Origin of the sequence: Cellulomonas sp. PhB150 (assembly GCF_003755175.1) — a bacterium.
Lineage (GTDB): Bacteria > Actinomycetota > Actinomycetes > Actinomycetales > Cellulomonadaceae > Cellulomonas.
In genome coordinates, this window is the sequence record NZ_RKHX01000002.1 from 363,143 (window position 1) to 378,800 (window position 15,658).

Annotated in this window: 12 protein-coding genes and 2 tRNA genes; 8 read left to right on the top strand and 6 right to left on the bottom strand. The window is 72.7% G+C overall.

What is annotated here, in order from left to right:
* Window positions 1–5 precede the first annotated feature (5 nt).
* Window positions 6–1,277: a peptidoglycan DD-metalloendopeptidase family protein gene (locus EDF34_RS09100; protein WP_123371042.1), complete on the top strand. Its 1,272-nt coding sequence runs from the start codon at window positions 6–8 to the stop codon at window positions 1,275–1,277.
* On the opposite strand, the gene EDF34_RS09105 is transcribed toward EDF34_RS09100, so the two are convergent.
* The 4 genes from EDF34_RS09105 to EDF34_RS09120 form a co-directional block, all read right to left on the bottom strand.
* The gene (locus EDF34_RS09105) at window positions 1,274–1,636 is read right to left on the bottom strand and encodes a YciI family protein (RefSeq protein ID WP_123371043.1); all 363 of its coding nucleotides are present in this window, start codon (window positions 1,634–1,636) and stop codon (window positions 1,274–1,276) included. The genes EDF34_RS09100 and EDF34_RS09105 overlap by 4 nt on opposite strands.
* Before the next feature lie 78 nt (window positions 1,637–1,714).
* Window positions 1,715–2,806 carry a DNA glycosylase AlkZ-like family protein gene (locus EDF34_RS09110; RefSeq protein ID WP_123371295.1) on the bottom strand — a complete coding sequence of 364 codons (1,092 nt, stop codon included), beginning with the start codon at window positions 2,804–2,806 and terminating at the stop codon, window positions 1,715–1,717.
* Between the two features lie 52 nt (window positions 2,807–2,858).
* Window positions 2,859–5,336, bottom strand: coding sequence for an Ig-like domain-containing protein (locus EDF34_RS09115; protein ID WP_158615071.1), 2,478 nt, complete (start codon window positions 5,334–5,336; stop codon window positions 2,859–2,861).
* Between the two features lie 83 nt (window positions 5,337–5,419).
* A tRNA-Gly gene (locus tag EDF34_RS09120) sits at window positions 5,420–5,490 on the bottom strand.
* A gap of 104 nt (window positions 5,491–5,594) precedes the next feature.
* Between EDF34_RS09120 and EDF34_RS09125 the strand changes: the two genes are divergently transcribed.
* A tRNA-Pro gene (locus EDF34_RS09125) sits at window positions 5,595–5,668 on the top strand.
* 6 nt (window positions 5,669–5,674) lie between these two features.
* On the opposite strand, the gene EDF34_RS09130 is transcribed toward EDF34_RS09125, so the two are convergent.
* Window positions 5,675–7,360, bottom strand: coding sequence for an AMP-binding protein (locus tag EDF34_RS09130; protein WP_123371045.1), 1,686 nt, complete (start codon window positions 7,358–7,360; stop codon window positions 5,675–5,677).
* A gap of 195 nt (window positions 7,361–7,555) precedes the next feature.
* Between EDF34_RS09130 and tig the strand changes: the two genes are divergently transcribed.
* The 6 genes from tig to EDF34_RS09160 all read left to right on the top strand — a co-directional run bounded on the left by tig (window position 7,556) and on the right by EDF34_RS09160 (window position 13,799).
* On the top strand, window positions 7,556–8,953 hold the full coding sequence (gene tig, locus EDF34_RS09135) for a trigger factor (RefSeq protein ID WP_123371046.1): 1,398 nt from the start codon (window positions 7,556–7,558) through the stop codon (window positions 8,951–8,953).
* A gap of 235 nt (window positions 8,954–9,188) precedes the next feature.
* A complete protein-coding gene (locus tag EDF34_RS09140; protein WP_123371297.1) occupies window positions 9,189–9,785 on the top strand; it encodes an ATP-dependent Clp protease proteolytic subunit in 597 nt (198 codons plus the stop codon).
* Between the two features lie 33 nt (window positions 9,786–9,818).
* On the top strand, window positions 9,819–10,541 hold the full coding sequence (locus EDF34_RS09145; RefSeq protein ID WP_123371047.1) for an ATP-dependent Clp protease proteolytic subunit: 723 nt from the start codon (window positions 9,819–9,821) through the stop codon (window positions 10,539–10,541).
* A 209-nt stretch (window positions 10,542–10,750) separates the two neighbouring features.
* Complete coding sequence (clpX, locus tag EDF34_RS09150; RefSeq protein ID WP_123371048.1) at window positions 10,751–12,031, top strand: ATP-dependent Clp protease ATP-binding subunit ClpX; 1,281 nt, start codon at window positions 10,751–10,753, stop codon at window positions 12,029–12,031.
* 31 nt (window positions 12,032–12,062) lie between these two features.
* Window positions 12,063–12,377 (top strand): chorismate mutase, encoded by a 315-nt coding sequence (locus EDF34_RS09155; RefSeq protein ID WP_118767765.1) that lies wholly within the window; start codon window positions 12,063–12,065, stop codon window positions 12,375–12,377.
* Between the two features lie 228 nt (window positions 12,378–12,605).
* The gene (locus tag EDF34_RS09160; protein WP_123371049.1) at window positions 12,606–13,799 is read left to right on the top strand and encodes a hypothetical protein; all 1,194 of its coding nucleotides are present in this window, start codon (window positions 12,606–12,608) and stop codon (window positions 13,797–13,799) included.
* A gap of 1 nt (window position 13,800) precedes the next feature.
* On the opposite strand, the gene EDF34_RS09165 is transcribed toward EDF34_RS09160, so the two are convergent.
* A complete protein-coding gene (locus tag EDF34_RS09165; RefSeq protein WP_123371050.1) occupies window positions 13,801–15,612 on the bottom strand; it encodes a long-chain fatty acid--CoA ligase in 1,812 nt (603 codons plus the stop codon).
* Window positions 15,613–15,658 lie beyond the last annotated feature (46 nt).

Below are 15,658 nucleotides of genomic sequence, written 5' to 3' on the forward strand. Positions count from 1 at the left end.
ATGCCATGAGCCCCCGCCCCGCAACCCGAGCAGTCCTGCGGATCGGAGCGGCCACCGGCGCCGGCGTCCTGCTCGCGAGCCTGCTGCTGTCGCCCGCGCAGGCCGCGACGAGCACGCCGAGCCCGACGTCGACCGCGAAGCCCACCGCGACGGCCACGCCCAAGCCGACGGCCACCGCCACGCCCAAGCCGACGGCGACCGCCACGCCCAAGCCGACGGCCACCGCGACGCCCAAGCCGACGGCCACCGCGACGCCCAAGCCGACGGCCACCGCGTCGCCCAAGCCGACGGCCACCGCGACGCCCAAGCCGACGGCGACCCCGAAGCCCACGCCCAAGCCGACCGCGACGCCCAAGCCCCCGGCCATCCCCAAGAAGCTGACCCAGGCGAAGACCGCCGGCGGCACGACGGTCGTCCTGCCGCTGGTCGCCAAGTCGTACACGATCACGTCGGCCTACGGCGCGCGCTGCATCCCGGTCCGCGGCGGCTCGACCTTCCACTACGGCCTCGACCAGGCCGTCGCCGACGGCACCCCGATCTACGCGGTCGCCTCGGGCACGGTCTCCTCGGTCGTCCCGCCGCGCAACGGCGCCGCCGGGTACGTCTCGGTCCGCAGCGTCATCGACGGCCAGGTCACGTACATCGGCTACGTGCACATGTGGAACCCGGGCAAGTACGTGAAGCTCGGCCAGAAGGTGTCGGTGGGCCAGCACATCGCGGACGTCGGCTCGTCGGGTCCGGCCACCGGCCCGCACCTGCACCTCGAGGTGTGGAAGAACGCGTTCTACGGCTGGGGCACGGCGGTCGACCCGGCGAAGTGGCTGGCCGCGCAGCACCTGCCGGTGATCTCCCTGGCCAAGGCGTACCGCGCCGCGGCCGCGCCGACGAGGTGCACGTACTACCCGACGTACGGCCTGCGCCTGCGCACCGGCCCGTCGACCTCGGACAAGATCCTCACGACCGTCCGCGCGAACACGACGCTGGCGAACAAGCCGGGCGTGAAGGTCAACCGGTTCATCCCGGTCACCGTCACCACGGCGTCGGGCAAGAAGATCTCCGGCTGGGTCTCGAGTGACTACATCAGCCAGTACAAGACCTACTCGCTCGCGAAGAAGGCCACCGTGCGCGCCCGGGCGACGAGCGCCTCGGCGCGGGTCGCGACGGTCTCCGCCGGTCGGCAGCTCACGCTGCTGGGAAAGTCCGGCAAGTGGAGCCACGTGCGCGTCGCGGGCTACACGGGCTGGGTGCCGACGACGTCGGTGCGCGGGGGTCTCTAGTCGCCCGAGTGGTCGATCGTCGGGCGGATCTCGGCGGTCTCGGTGAGGGTCTCCGCGACGAGTGCGACGAGGCCGTCCAGGTCCGCGGTCCGCACGACGTAGAACCCGCCGAGCTGCTCGACCGCCTCGGTGAAGGGCCCGTCCGTGATCTCGGCGGGTCGCCCGACGCCACGTCGGACGATCCGCGCCGTGCTCGCGATCGCCAGCTCCTCGCCGGCGACGATCTCGTGGCCGCGGTCCCTGCAGCGCGCCGCGAAGGTCCGGTGGCTCTCGTCCAGCGCCGCCATCGACGTCTCGTCGCGCGCCGCCCACTCGCTCTCGTCGCCGTGCAGCAGCACCACGTAGGTCGCGGTCGTCATGTCATGCCCCTCTCGTCGGTGCAGGGCGCTCGTGCCCCGCTGATCCCATGACGCGCCGCGACCGGGCGATCGACACTGTCACCGGGGGAGAACCAGCTCGAGCTCGAGCCACGCGGCCAGGTCCACGATCTCGCGGTGCACCGCCTTGGCCACGGTGGCGCTGAACGGGTCGTCCTCGTGCACGGCGTGCACGCGCAGCACGCCCGCCGTGGTGTCGGCGCGCGCGTCGAGCTTCCCGACCAGCCGGTCGCCGTACAGGATCGGCAGCGCGTAGTAGCCCCAGCGCCGCTGCGCCTCGGGCTTGTACATCTCGAGGACGTACTCGTACTCGAACAGGTCGCCCATCCGCTTGCGGTCGCTCAGCAGCCGGTCGAAGGGGGACAGCAGGGCCGCGCGGCCGCGGAACGGCTGGCCGAGCAGGCTCGGGTCGACGCGCCACTGGCCGCGCACGCCCTCGATCACGGCGGGCTCGCCGGCCTCGTTCACGTCGAGGGGCTCCCCGGGGGTCGCCGGGCCGCGCGCGCGGGCGATCCCGAGGGCGCTCAGGCGACGCGCGTCGCGGCGGGCCCGTGCCTCGTCGGCAGGGAGCGGGTCCTCGTCGTCCGGGTAGATGCGCTCGGCCAGGTCCCACAGCCGGTCCCGCCCGCGGCCACCGGCGGCCGCGACCTCGCCCCGCTGGACCAGCAGGTCGAGCATCATGCGCACGTTGCGGTTGTCGTTCCAGCCGCTCGACCTCCACGGCCGTGCGCAGGTGTCGGGCAGCTCGCTCGTCGGCAGCGGCCCGTCGCGGCGCAGCCGGTCGAGGATGTCGAGCCGGCACGCCCGGTTGTCCTGGACCCACTGCGCGAGGCTCGCCTGCCACTCACCCTCGCCGGGCCATGCGGCCATCTCCGGACGCAGGAGGTTGATGTCCTCGGCCACGCGCACCATGCCGCGGAACTCGACGAGCCGCAGCTCGTCCATCGCGTCGCGCAGGTCCCGCGGGTCGTAGCCCGGGCCGAGGCGGCTGAACAGCACCAGGTCGGCGCTCGGCGCGACCGCGCTCGTCGGCTCGAGCTGCACCAGGCCGACGCCGCGGACCGCGTCGAGCAGATCCGTGGGCCGCTCGGCCGTGAGCCGCTGCGCACGGATCGCCACGCGACGCGCGTCGGCACGGCTGAGCTGGTGCATGCCGGCGAGCCTAGGAGAGCCCGCCGACACGCGCCGCGTCAGAGGGGTGTCGTCAGGAGCGTCCGTGGCGGCGTGCGCGCGTCGCCAGCGCCGCGCCGAGGAGCAGCAGGGCCGTCGCGAGCGCACCGACCGGCCAGACCGACGCACCGGTCCGCGCCAGGTCGTCGGGAGCAGGTGACGGGGTGGGCGTCGCCGTCGGGGTCGCCGTGGGGGTGGGCGTCGGGGTCGGGGTGGGCGTCGGTGTCGGTGTCGGTGTGGGCGTCGGCGGGACGACGGCCGGCCGCACCGTGACGGTCACCGTCGCGTCGTCGCACAGGACCGGCGTGCCGTCGTCGCACACGATGACCGTGAACGTGTCCCGACCCACGAAGCCGGCGTCGGGCACGTAGGTGTACGTGCCGTCCGCCCGCACGGTCGCCGTGCCGTGGTCGGGCTCGCCGACGAGCGAGACCGTGAGCGTCTGGCCGGCGTCGGGGTCCGAGGTCTCGACCGTGCCCGGCACCGCGGTGCCCTCGGTGGTCGTCACCGCGTCGTCGTCCGCCACCGGCGGGAGGTTGCTGGGCGGCGCCACGGTCACTGTCACGGTGGCCTCGGCGCAGACGTCGGGGTCCTGCGGCGAGCAGATCTCGTAGTCGAAGGTGTCCACGCCCGTGAAGCCGGCGTCGGGCGTGTACGTCACCTGCCCGTCCGCGCCGACGGCGACCGTGCCGTGGTCCGGCTGGTCCGTGACCACGGGCGCGTCGACGTCGCCCCGGTCGTTGTCGAGCACGGGGATCGCGACGGCCGTGCCCGGCGTCGTCGTCGCGGCGTCGTCGCGGGCCAGGGGCAGGACGTGGATCGTGATCGTGCCGGTGTCGCACAGGCGGGGGATGCCGTTGTCGCAGACCTCGTAGGTCAGCGTCTCGGTGCCCGTGAAGCCGCGCGCCGGCAGGTAGACCGCCGTCCCGTCGGGCCGGAGGACCGCGCGCCCGTGCTCGGCGCTGCCCGTGAGGGTGTACGTGAGCTGCTGGTTGGTGTCGGCGTCGGTCGCGACGACCGCGCCGTTGACCGGGATGTTGACCGGTGTCGTCACGGTGACGTCCGGCGCGACGGGCGGGGAGTTGGTCGGCAGTGCCGGAACCACGATGGTGCGGACGGTGGCGGCGGGGGAGGTCCCGTTGTTGTCCGACGGCTCGGGGTCGTCCGTCGCCGACGTCCCCGACGCGGTGTCGGTCAGGACGCCGCTCGCCGGCGCGGTGCCGGTCAGGGTGAGCGTCCGGGTCTCGTCGACGCCGAGCGTCCCGAGCGCCCACGTCACCTCAGCAGGTCCGACGACGCCAGGAGCCGACGCCACCGGGTCGAGCAGCGCCACCGGGTACGCGTCGCTCACGACGACGGCCGTCGCCTCGTCGGGCCCGGCGTTCGTCACCGTGATCGTGTAGGTCACGGGCGCCCCGGCGAGGACGAACGCCGGCCCGGACTTCGACACCGTGAGGTCCGCGGACCGCTCGGTCGGCACCGGCGGCGTGGCGCACGACGCGGGCGCGTAGCCGGCCGCGGGCGGCTCGACCGTGCCGGCGACGACGTTGACGACGCTGCCGGCGCCCGCGTCGAAGATCGGGCCGGTCGGCGTGGTGTCGTCGACCACGATGGGCTCGGCCGCGGAGTCTCCCGCGAAGCTGCCCTGGTTCGTGGTGTCGCCCGTGAAGCGGTACTGCCCGTAGCCCGTGAAGTCGCCGTCGTTGCGCAGGCTCGCGCCCGTGGTGATGCCCGGGGTCGTCTGCGACCACGACGCGTTGTTGGTGACGCCCCCGACGACCACCAGCGAGCCCGTGTTGAGCGTGCTCCCGTCGTTGATCAGCGTCGACTCGGCCCGCAGGACGCACGCGTTGGTGACGGACGCGTTCGCGTTGATCTCCACCGCGCCCGTCGTGACCAGGACGCCGGAGTTCCGGACGTCCCCGTCCGTGACGAAGGCGTTCGCGACGCGCATCACGCCGGAGTTGTCGACCGACGTGTCCGCGTTGAGCTCGAGCCGCGCGAAGTTCGCCGTCCCCTCGTTGGTGAACGACGTGCCGGCGGACAGCGTCATGTCCGAGGAGACCGCCCAGATGCCGCCCGCGCGGTTGACCAGGACGGCGGCGCCGTTGGTGTTGAGCCCCGACGCGATCGTGACGCGGCCTGAGCTGTCGAGCACGAAGCCGGTGCTCGTGCTCAGGCTCGGGAGGTTGACCGTGCCCTCGCTGAGCACGTGGCCGGCGGCGTTGTTGATGTACGACGGCGCGAACGTCGCACCGTCCGCGACGCAGACCACGGCGCCCGCGTCGAACGCGTTGAGGCCGCCGCTGAACGTGCCGGCGGCCAGCAGCGCGACGTCGCCGGCGTGCAGCTCTGCGGACGCGGACGACGAGGCGTCGAGCGTGACGGTCGGGTCGGCGCAGTCGGTGGCGAAGTCGCTGCGCGGCTCGGCCGATGCGGAGGAGGTCAGGCCGAGGGTGAGCATCCCGGCGACCGCGACGAGGGCGGCGGACCGGTGGAGCGGGACGTGCACGTACACCTCGCGAGTTCTCAGGCCCCTGCCGTGACATGGCATCGGCAACCACGCGCCGGTCGCCGGCCGTGAGAACCGTTCCGAGCGGACGACGGGAATCGAACCCGCGTAGCCAGTTTGGAAGACTGGGGCTCTACCATTGAGCTACGTCCGCACAGGTCCTGGCGCTGTACTGCCCAGGACCGCGCCACCCAGGGTACCGGGTGCGCGGGGGCGGATCGTGCACCGGCCGGGCTCGCGCCCGGATGCCGGTGTGCACGGGATGTGGCGCAGGTTGGTAGCGCGTCCGCTTTGGGAGCGGAAGGTCGTGGGTTCGAATCCCGCCATCCCGACTGACGTCAGGAGGTCGTCGCGAGCAGGTAGTCGTCGCGCACGACGCGCCGCAAGACCTTGCCGATGAGCGAGCGGGGCAGCTCGTCGAGCACCACGAGGTCGCGGGGCACGGCGTACTTCGCCACCCGCGGGGCGAGCCAGGCGCGCACGGCCGCGAGGTCGACCGACGCGCCGGGGGACAGCGTCACCGCGGCGACCACGTGCTCGCCGAGGTCGCCGGCCGGGACCCCGATCACGGCGACGTCCGCCACACCCGGCATCTCGCGCAGTTGGTCCTCGACCTGGGACGGGTACACCTTGAACCCGCCGGTGACGATCATCTCCTTGATGCGATCGACCAGGACGACCATGCCGTCGTCGTCCATCCGCACGATGTCGCCGGTGCGGAGCCAGCCTCCGGGCAGCAGCTGCTCGGCGGTCTCGTCGGGTCGGTTCCAGTAGCCGGCGAAGACCTGCCGGCCGTGGATCAGCAGCTCGCCCTCGTCGACCTCACGCGTCGTGTCCTCCGGGTCGACGATGCGGATGTCGGTGCTCGGGAACGGCAGACCCAGCGCGCCGGGCCGGCGGGCGGGGGACAGCGGGCTGCCGAGCGCGACCGGCGAGGTCTCGGTCAGGCCGTAGCCCTCGACGACGTACCCGTCCGTGAGGCGCTCCCAGCGCTCCGCGGTCGCGCGCGGCAGCGGCATCGCCCCGCTGATCGCGTAGCGGAAGGACGTGAGGTCGGTGCCGGCCGCCTCCGCGGCGGCGGCCAGGCGGTCGAGCATCGGCGGGACGGCAGGAAGGAAGGTGCCGGGCCGACGACGCTGCGCGGCGAGGACCTGCGCGGGGTCGAACTTGGGGAAGACGACGAGCGTCGCGCCGATGCGGCTCGCGTACGTGAGGCACAGCGTGAGGCCGAAGGCGTGGAAGAACGGCAGGACGCCGTAGATCGTCTCGGTGCCCTCCTCGGCCCCGGTCCACGCCTGGCCCTGCACGGCGTTGGCGACGAGGTTGGCGTGCGTGATCATCGCGCCCTTGGGCGTGCCTGTGGTGCCGCCCGTGTACTGGATCAGCGCGAGGTCGGACGCGTCCGGCAGCGGGTGCGTGGCGGCCAGCGGGGCTGTGCGCGCGACGAGGCGGTGCCACGACGGCGTGCCGGACGGCACGGGACCCCGCAGGGCGTCGCGCGTGCGACGGGCCGCGGGGACCGGCAGCCGCAGCGCGAGCCGCGAGCGGCGCGGGAGGTCGGCCGACAGGTCGACGGCGACGACGGTGCGCACGGCGGTCTCGGCCCGGACCGACAGGACGGCCTCGACGGCCTTCTCCCAGACGACCGCGACGACGGCCCCGCTGTCGGCGAGCTGGTGGGCGAGCTCGCGGGCCGTGTAGGTGGGGTTGTGCTCGACGACGACCGCGCCGATGCGCAGCGCGGCGTGGAACGCGACGACGTGGGCCGCGCAGTTCGGCAGCGCGATCGCGACGCGGTCGCCGGGCCCGACGCCGAGGTCGACGAGCGACTGGGCGGCGCGTGCCACCTCGTCGGCCAGATCGGCGTACGTCGTCGTCGCGCCCAGGAAGTCCACGGCCACCCGGTCCGGCCACGCGGCCGCGGCGCGTGCGAGCGAGGCCGGCACGGCCTCGTCGGGGATCTCGACGGCCGCGGGCACGCCCGGGCCGTAGGACGCGTGCCACGGGCGGGAGAGGTCCGACATGACGCCACCGTAACCTACGGAACCGTAAGTTACCCGTGAGTAGCAACACAGGCTGGTTGCCCGGTTTGGTGGGGGCCGGGGCCCGTGGCGTACCATCGAGGGTCGCTTGCGCGCCGATGATGTCGGCTGCGCGGCTCATCGTGCCAGCCGCCGGACTCGCCGGTGCAGGCCCCCGATCAGTTGGAGACCATCGAAGTGAAGAGCGCCGTCGAGACCCTGGAGCCCACCAAGGTCAAGCTGACCGTCGAGGTGACCTACGACGAGCTCAAGCCGAGCATCGCGCACGCCTACGAGCACATCGCGCAGGACGTGAACATCCCCGGCTTCCGCAAGGGCAAGGTCCCGCCGCGCATCATCGACCAGCGCATCGGCCGCCCCGCGGTCATCGAGCACGCCGTCAACGAGGGCCTGTCCGGCTTCTACGCCGAGGCCGTGCGTGACAACAAGCTGCGCCCGCTCGGCCAGCCCGAGGTCGAGGTCACCAAGGTCCCCGGCCTCGTCGCCGGCGACGAGGGCGAGCTGCACTTCTCGGCCGAGGTCGAGGTCCGCCCGGAGATCACGGTCCCCGAGCTGGACGGCCTGTCCGTCACGGTCGACGACCTCGAGGTCTCCGACGAGGACGTCGACGGCCGCCTGGACGCGCTGCGCGAGCGCTTCGGCTCGCTCGTCGGCGTCGACCGCCCCGCCGCCGAGGGCGACTTCGTCGTCATCGACCTCGTCGCCACGATCGGCGACGAGGAGGTCGACAACGTCTCCGGCGTCAGCTACCAGATCGGTTCGGGCAACATGCTCGAGGGCCTGGACGAGGCGCTGACCAGCCTGTCGAGCGGCGAGACCACCACGTTCGTCACGAAGCTCGCCGGCGGCGAGCACGAGGGCGAGGACGCGCAGGTCACGGTCACCGCGACCACGGTCAAGGAGCGCCAGCTGCCCGACGCCGACGACGAGTTCGCGCAGCTCGCCTCGGAGTTCGACACGCTGGACGAGCTGACGGCCGACCTGCGCGAGCAGGCGTCGAAGATCAAGGCGTCCAACCAGGCGGTCCAGGCCCGCGACCTGCTCCTGGAGCAGCTCCTCGCGGCCACCGAGATCCCCGTCCCGGTCGGTGTCGTCGAGGCCGAGGTGCACCGTCACCTCGAGGGCGAGGGTCGTCTCGAGGACGACGAGCACCGCGCCGAGGTCGGCGAGCAGGCCACCACCGCGCTGCGCAACCAGATCCTGCTCGACACGCTCGCCGAGACGCTCGAGGTCAAGGTCTCGCAGGGCGAGCTCGTCGACTACCTCGTGAGCGCGTCGCGCCAGTACGGCGTCGACCCGAACACGTTCATCCAGAGCCTGGACCAGAACGGCCAGATCCCGGCCATGGTCGCCGAGGTCGCGCGCTCCAAGGCGCTCGCCATCGCGCTGCGCCGCGTCGCGGTCGTCGACGGTGCCGGCACGGCCGTCGACCTGTCCGAGTTCATCGGCACGGACGAGGACGACGCCGCCGAGGCTGCCGCCGAGCAGGCCGCGACCGAGGGCGTGACGGACTCCGCCACGGACATCTCGTCGGTCGCCGGCGGCTCGGACACCGAGGACGACGTCAAGGCCTGACGCACCACCCGAAGGGGCCTCGCCGCGACCGCGGTGGGGCCCCTTCGTCGTCCGCCTGCGCGGTGCTGCGCCGACAGCGAAAACGGCCCCGAGCGGGACTGGGACCGCCCCGTGGTCGCGTTAGGGTCACTGCAGCGCGAGAGGCGGACCGTCCAGGTCGGCCCCACGCACCGCAGGACAGAGAACGACGCAGCCGCCAGACGAAGGAGCCTTCGTGAACCAGAACGTGCCGGCGATGGCCCGGAACGACTCCCCGGCCTTCGGCCTCAACGACAGCATCTACAACCGACTGCTGCGCGAGCGCATCATCTGGCTCGGCTCCGAGGTCCGCGACGAGAACGCCAACGCGATCTGCGCGCAGATGATGCTGCTCGCGGCGGAGGACCCTGACAAGGACATCTTCCTGTACATCAACTCGCCCGGCGGATCGATCACCGCGGGCATGGCGATCTACGACACCATGCAGTACATCCAGCCCGACGTCGCCACGGTGGCGATGGGCATGGCGGCCTCGATGGGGCAGTTCCTGCTCTCCTCGGGCGCCAAGGGCAAGCGCTACGCGACGCCGCACGCCCGCGTGATGATGCACCAGCCCTCGGGCGGCATCGGTGGCACGGCCACCGACGTCCGCATCAACGCCCAGCTCATCCTGCACATGAAGACCGTGCTGGCCGAGCTGATCGCCGAGCAGACCGGCAAGGACGTCGAGCAGATCACCGCCGACTCGGACCGCGACCGCTGGTTCACCGCCCCGGAGGCGCTCGAGTACGGGTTCATCGACCACGTCGTGGAGTCGGCGGGATCCGTCGCCGGCGGCGGCGGCACGGCCTGAGCCCCTTCCACTCCAGACGCTGAGGAGAATCACGTGAGCACCGAGTCCCAGTTCATCGCCCGCGCGGGCCGGCTCGCCGGGCCGTCCGGCTTCGGCGGGTTCGCCCCCGCCGCGCCCTCGTCGCGCTACGTCCTCCCGCAGTTCGAGGAGCGCACCGCCTACGGCTTCAAGCGCCAGGACCCGTACACCAAGCTGTTCGAGGACCGCATCGTGTTCCTCGGCGTGCAGGTGGACGACGCCTCGGCCGACGACGTCATGGCGCAGCTGCTCGTCCTCGAGGGCACGGACCCCGAGCGCGACATCACCATCTACATCAACTCGCCCGGTGGCTCGTTCACCGCCCTGACGGCCATCTACGACACCATGCAGTACATCAAGCCGGAGATCATGACGGTCTGCCTCGGCCAGGCGGCGTCCGCCGCGGCCGTGCTGCTCGCCGCCGGCTCGCCGGGCAAGCGCCTCGCGCTGCCCAACGCGCGCGTGCTGATCCACCAGCCCGCGATGGAGGGCGGCGGCTACGCGCAGGCCTCCGACATCGAGATCCACGCCAACGAGCTCATCCGCATGCGGGAGTGGCTCGAGGAGACGCTCGCGCACCACACGGGCCGCGACCTCGAGCAGGTCCGCAAGGACATCGAGCGCGACAAGATCCTCACCGCCAAGCAGGCGCACGAGTACGGGATCGTCGACCAGGTGCTCGCCAGCCGCAAGGGCGTGCGGGCCACCACGGTCGAGCCGTCGCAGATCGAGGCGTGAGCCCGTTCTAGCTCCGAGCGTGCGGTCCGGACCTGCGTCCGGGCCGCACGCTCGAGTTTTCAGCCAGGTTGGAGCAGGACACGCCGCGCCCGACGACGGGGTACGGCTGACATCGCGCCCGTCGTGGTGTGCAATGGGGTGGGCGCCCCCGATGCCGGGGGCCAGACGCACCGTCCGTCCGGGCGGCGCACAGATCGAAGGGACATGACGTGGCGCGAATCGGGGACGGGGCCGATCTCCTCAAGTGCTCGTTCTGCGGCAAGTCCCAGAAGCAGGTCAAGAAGCTCATCGCGGGCCCGGGCGTCTACATCTGCGACGAGTGCATCGAGCTGTGCAACGAGATCATCGAGGAGGAGCTCGCCGAGGCCACGGAGGTCGGCCTGGTCGACCTGCCGAAGCCGAAGGAGATCTTCGAGTTCCTCGAGAACTACATCATCGGCCAGGAGTCCGCGAAGCGGGCCCTGTCGGTCGCGGTGTACAACCACTACAAGCGCATCCAGGCCGGTGAGGGGCTCCGCACCACCACTGAGGACCACATCGAGATCGCGAAGTCGAACATCCTGCTCGTCGGCCCCACGGGCACGGGCAAGACGTACCTCGCGCAGACCCTGGCCCGCATGCTCAACGTCCCGTTCGCGATCGCGGACGCCACGGCCCTCACCGAGGCGGGCTACGTCGGCGAGGACGTCGAGAACATCCTGCTCAAGCTCATCCAGGCCGCCGACTACGACGTCAAGAAGGCCGAGTCGGGCATCATCTACATCGACGAGATCGACAAGATCGCCCGCAAGAGCGAGAACCCGTCGATCACGCGCGACGTCTCGGGCGAGGGCGTGCAGCAGGCGCTGCTGAAGATCATCGAGGGCACCACGGCCTCGGTCCCGCCCCAGGGCGGGCGCAAGCACCCGCACCAGGAGTTCATCCAGATCGACACGACCAACGTGCTGTTCATCGTCGCCGGTGCGTTCGCCGGCCTCGACGACATCATCGCGGCGCGTGCCCGCAAGCGCGTCGTCGGGTTCGGCGCACCGCTGGTCGAGGCGCACGACGAGGGCGACCTGTTCTCCGAGGTCCGCCCCGAGGACCTGCAGAAGTACGGCCTGATCCCCGAGTTCATCGGCAGGCTCCCCGTCGTGGCGGCCGTCAACCGGCTGGACCAGGACGCGCTCGTGCGGATCCTCACCGAGCCGCGCAACGCTCTGGTCAAGCAGTACCAGCGGATGTTCCAGATCGACGGCGTCGAGCTGGAGTTCGACGAGGGCGCCGTCGCGGCGATCGCCGACCAGGCGCTCCTGCGCGGAACCGGTGCGCGCGGCCTGCGGGCCATCCTCGAGGAGGTCCTGCAGCAGGTGATGTTCGAGGTGCCCAGCCGCGACGACGTGGCCCGCGTGCTCATCACGCGCGGCGTGGTGCTCGAGAACGTCAACCCGACGCTCGTGCCGCGGGACGTCCCGCGCGAGAAGCGACCGCCTCGCGAGAAGAGCGCCTGACCGCAGGTCGGTCGCGCCTAGGATCGGCCCCGTGAGCGACCTGCCTGCCCCGATCCCCGCCGACCTCGCACGCCTGCGCGGCAGCATCGACAACATCGATGCCGCCCTCGTCCACCTGCTCGCGGAGCGGTTCAAGGCGACCCAGCAGGTCGGTCACCTCAAGGCGGCCCAGGGGCTCCCGGCGTCCGACCCCGGCCGTGAGGCCGAGCAGGTCGCCAGGCTGCGGGACCTCGCGCACCAGGCGGACCTCGACCCGGTGTTCGCGGAGAAGTTCCTGGCGTTCATCGTCAGCGAGGTCATCCGTCACCACGAGGAGATCGCGCAGGCGTCGCGAGACGACTCCTAGGGCCAGCCGGTCAGGCGCACGCAGGAGCGCGCCGGTGCGCGCAGGTCGTCGAGTCGCGGAAGGTCACGTCCGGGATCGCCACGGCGTGCAGCCTGTCGCCGGGACCCGGATCAGGGGTGGCGCGCGGCGGCCAGGTGGGCGAGGGTGGGACGGGTCAGTTCCGGCCGGCCGACAGGGACGGTACGTGCCCGCGGTCGCCGGTGATCGCCGCTCCCGGAGGTGCTGCCCATGGACCTGCACTGGCTCAAGCCGCTGCTCGGACGCCCGTCCCCCTTCACCACCGTCTTCCTCGACGTGACCCGGGCGGAGGTGGCCGGAGAGGCCGAGGCGGCGGACCGGTGGAGGTCGTTGCGGCGCTCGCTCGAGCGCGACGGCGCCCCGGCGGCCGTGCTGGACGAGATCGGCGAGCTCATCGCCGTCCCCACGGGCGGCCGCGGCCCGCACGGCCGCGTGATCATCGCGGACGCCGAGGGCGTGCGCGTCGACCGCGTCCTGTCGGAGCCGCCGGCGCAGTCGGTGGGCGTGCACGGCCCGCTGCCCGCACTGCTTCCCGCGATCCGCTCGGCCGACGAGGCCGTCACGGCGCTGCTCGTCGTCACCGACCGCACGGGCGCCGACCTGACGTGGCGCTCGCTGGGCGCCGCCACCGAGGGCACGTCCGAGACCGACTCCGTCGAGGGCGGTCACGACGACGTGCACAAGACCCGGGAGGGCGGCCTCGACCGGCGCAGCCAGACCCGCGCCGAGGACTCCTGGCAGCGCAACGCCGAGGCGGTGGCGGCCGAGGTCGACCGCCGCGTGCGCGAGAAGGCACCCGACCTGGTGCTCCTCACCGGCGACACGCGTGCCGTCGGGTTCGTGCGTGACGCGCTCGGCCAGGAGGCACGCAGCCTGCTCGTCGAGGTGGCCGGCGGTGGTCGCGGCGAGGGCGTCAACGCCGCGGCGTTCGAGGCGAAGGTCGCCGAGTCCGTCTCGACGTTCCGCCAGTCCCGCCGCCAGGAGGTCCTCGACCGGTTCGCGACCGCACAGGGGCGGGGCGAGAACGCGGTCACCTCGCTCGACGACGTCGTCGAGGTGCTGCGGCGCGGTCAGGTCTCCGAGCTCGTCCTCCACGTCGACGCGCTGTCCGGTGCGCTGGGGGAGCGGGAGCTGTTCGTCGGCCCCGGCCCGCTCGAGCTCGCGACCAGCGCGGAGGACCTCGCGGCGATCGGCGTCGAGGGGGAGGGGGCGCGCTACACGGCCGACATCGCCCTGGTGCGCGCCGCCCTCGGTCAGGAGGCGGGCGTGACCTTCGCGGAGGACGGCGCGGTCGACCTCGTCGACGGCGTCGGCGCGCTGCTGCGCTGGTCCGACGGCTCGACGCCCAGCGAAGCCGTGCCGACCCAGTCGGGGGACCAGGCGCGGCTGCGGACGGTGGTGTAGCTCAGTCGCCGTGGCGGGTGTCGACGTACAGGGCGTCGACCTCCGCCGCGAAGTCCTTGAGGACGAGCGCCCGCTTCACCTTCAGGGACGGCGTGAGGTAGCCGTTCTGCTCAGTGAAGTCGGTGTCGAGCACGCGGATCTTGCGGATCGACTCGGCGCGGGAGACGGCCTCGTTCGTCCGCGCGACCGCCCGGTCCAGGGCCTCGAGCACCTGGGGGTCCTGGCCGGCGGCGTGCGCGTCCATCACGGGCAGGCCGTGGTTGTGCAGCCAGCCGGGGAGCATGTCGGCGTCGAGCGTGACGAGCGCGCCGACGAACGGTCGCTGGTCGCCGACGACGACGACCTGGCTGACGATCGGGTGGCCGCGCAGGCGGTCCTCGAGCGCGGCAGGGGCGACGTTCTTGCCGCCCGCGGTGACGATCAGCTCCTTGGTGCGGCCCGTGATGCGCAGGTACCCGTCGTCGTCCAGCGAGCCGACGTCGCCCGTGCGGAACCAGCCGTCGACGAGTGCCTCGGCGGTCGCCTCCAGGTCGTGACGGTAGCCGCGGAACACGTGCGGGCCCGAGACCCAGATCTGGCCGTCGTCGTCGACCCGCAGCGCGGTGCCCGGGAACGCGGGGCCGACCGTGCCGACCTTGGTCAGGCCGGGACGGTTGACCGTCGTGGGCGCGGTGGTCTCGGTGAGGCCGTAGCCCTCCAGGACGCGCACGCCGATCCCGCGGTAGAAGTGGCCGAGGCGCTCGCCCAGGGGCGCGCCGCCGGAGACGGCCCACTCGCAGCGCCCCCCGAGCGCGGCCCGCAGCCGGGCGTGCACGAGGCGTCCGGCCAGCGCGTGCCGGCTGCGGAGCGCCGCGCTCGGGCCGGCGGGCTCGTCGAGCGCTCGCGAGTAGTCCTCGGCAGCCTTCGCCGCCCACCGGAACAAGCGCAGCCTCACGCCGGAGCCGGCGGACTGCTCGGCCGAGTTGTAGACCTTCTCGAACACGCGCGGCACCGCGAGCAGGAAGGTCGGCTGGAACGAGGCCAGGTCGGGCAGCAGGTGCCGGGCGTCCGGTGCGTGGCCCAGGACCGCGCCCGACGGCACGCACAGCACCTGGATGAAGCGCGCGAAGACGTGCGCGAGGGGCATGAAGAGCAGCGTGCGCGCACCCGGCACGGCGCAGACGTCGCCGAGGCCGTCGACCGCGTTGAGCGCGAGCGTGACGAAGTTGCCGTGGGTGAGCTCGACGCCCTTGGGCCGGCCCGTGGTGCCCGAGGTGTAGATGATCGTCGCGAGGTCGTCGAGCCCGGCCAGCGCGCTGCGGCGCGCGATCTCCTGGTCGTCGACGCCCGCGCCGTCGGCGACCAGCTGGTCGAGCGCGCCGTCGTCGATCACGAGGACCTGCGCCAGGCCCGGCAGGTCGTCGCGGACCTGGGCGACCGTGCGCGCGTGGGCCGGCGTCTCGACGACCGCCAGCCGCGTGCCCGTGTCCGAGGCGATCCAGCGCACCTGCTCGGCCGAGTCGGTCTCGTACACCGGCACGCCGATCGCGCCCGCGGCCCAGATCGCGAAGTCGAGCAGGGTCCACTCGTACCGGGTGCGGGACATGATCGCCACGCGCTCGCCGGGCTCGACGCCGTGCGCGACGAGGCCCTTCGCGAGCGCCGTCACCTGCTCCGCGAACGCGGCGACGGAGACCGTGGTCCACGTGCCGTCCGCCTCGTGGCGCTCGGCGAAGACGCCGTCGGGGTCGCGGGCCAGCCGCGCGGCGAGCAGACCGGGGATGCTGTCGCCCGCGTCCGTGCGGACCGTGCTGGGGGAGCTGAACTCGCGCATGCGCAGACCCTATCGGCGCGCACCGGGCACGACGACGGGCACGACG

Coding starts and splice junctions, on each gene's coding strand:
- EDF34_RS09160 (WP_123371049.1), top strand. CDS start 12,606: ATGGACCTGCACTGGCTCAAGCCGCTGCTCGGACGCCCGTCCCCCTTC.
- EDF34_RS09130 (WP_123371045.1), bottom strand. CDS start 7,360: ATGTCGGACCTCTCCCGCCCGTGGCACGCGTCCTACGGCCCGGGCGTG.
- EDF34_RS09140 (WP_123371297.1), top strand. CDS start 9,189: ATGGCCCGGAACGACTCCCCGGCCTTCGGCCTCAACGACAGCATCTAC.
- EDF34_RS09165 (WP_123371050.1), bottom strand. CDS start 15,612: ATGCGCGAGTTCAGCTCCCCCAGCACGGTCCGCACGGACGCGGGCGAC.
- EDF34_RS09105 (WP_123371043.1), bottom strand. CDS start 1,636: ATGACGACCGCGACCTACGTGGTGCTGCTGCACGGCGACGAGAGCGAG.
- EDF34_RS09110 (WP_123371295.1), bottom strand. CDS start 2,806: ATGCACCAGCTCAGCCGTGCCGACGCGCGTCGCGTGGCGATCCGTGCG.
- EDF34_RS09100 (WP_123371042.1), top strand. CDS start 6: ATGAGCCCCCGCCCCGCAACCCGAGCAGTCCTGCGGATCGGAGCGGCC.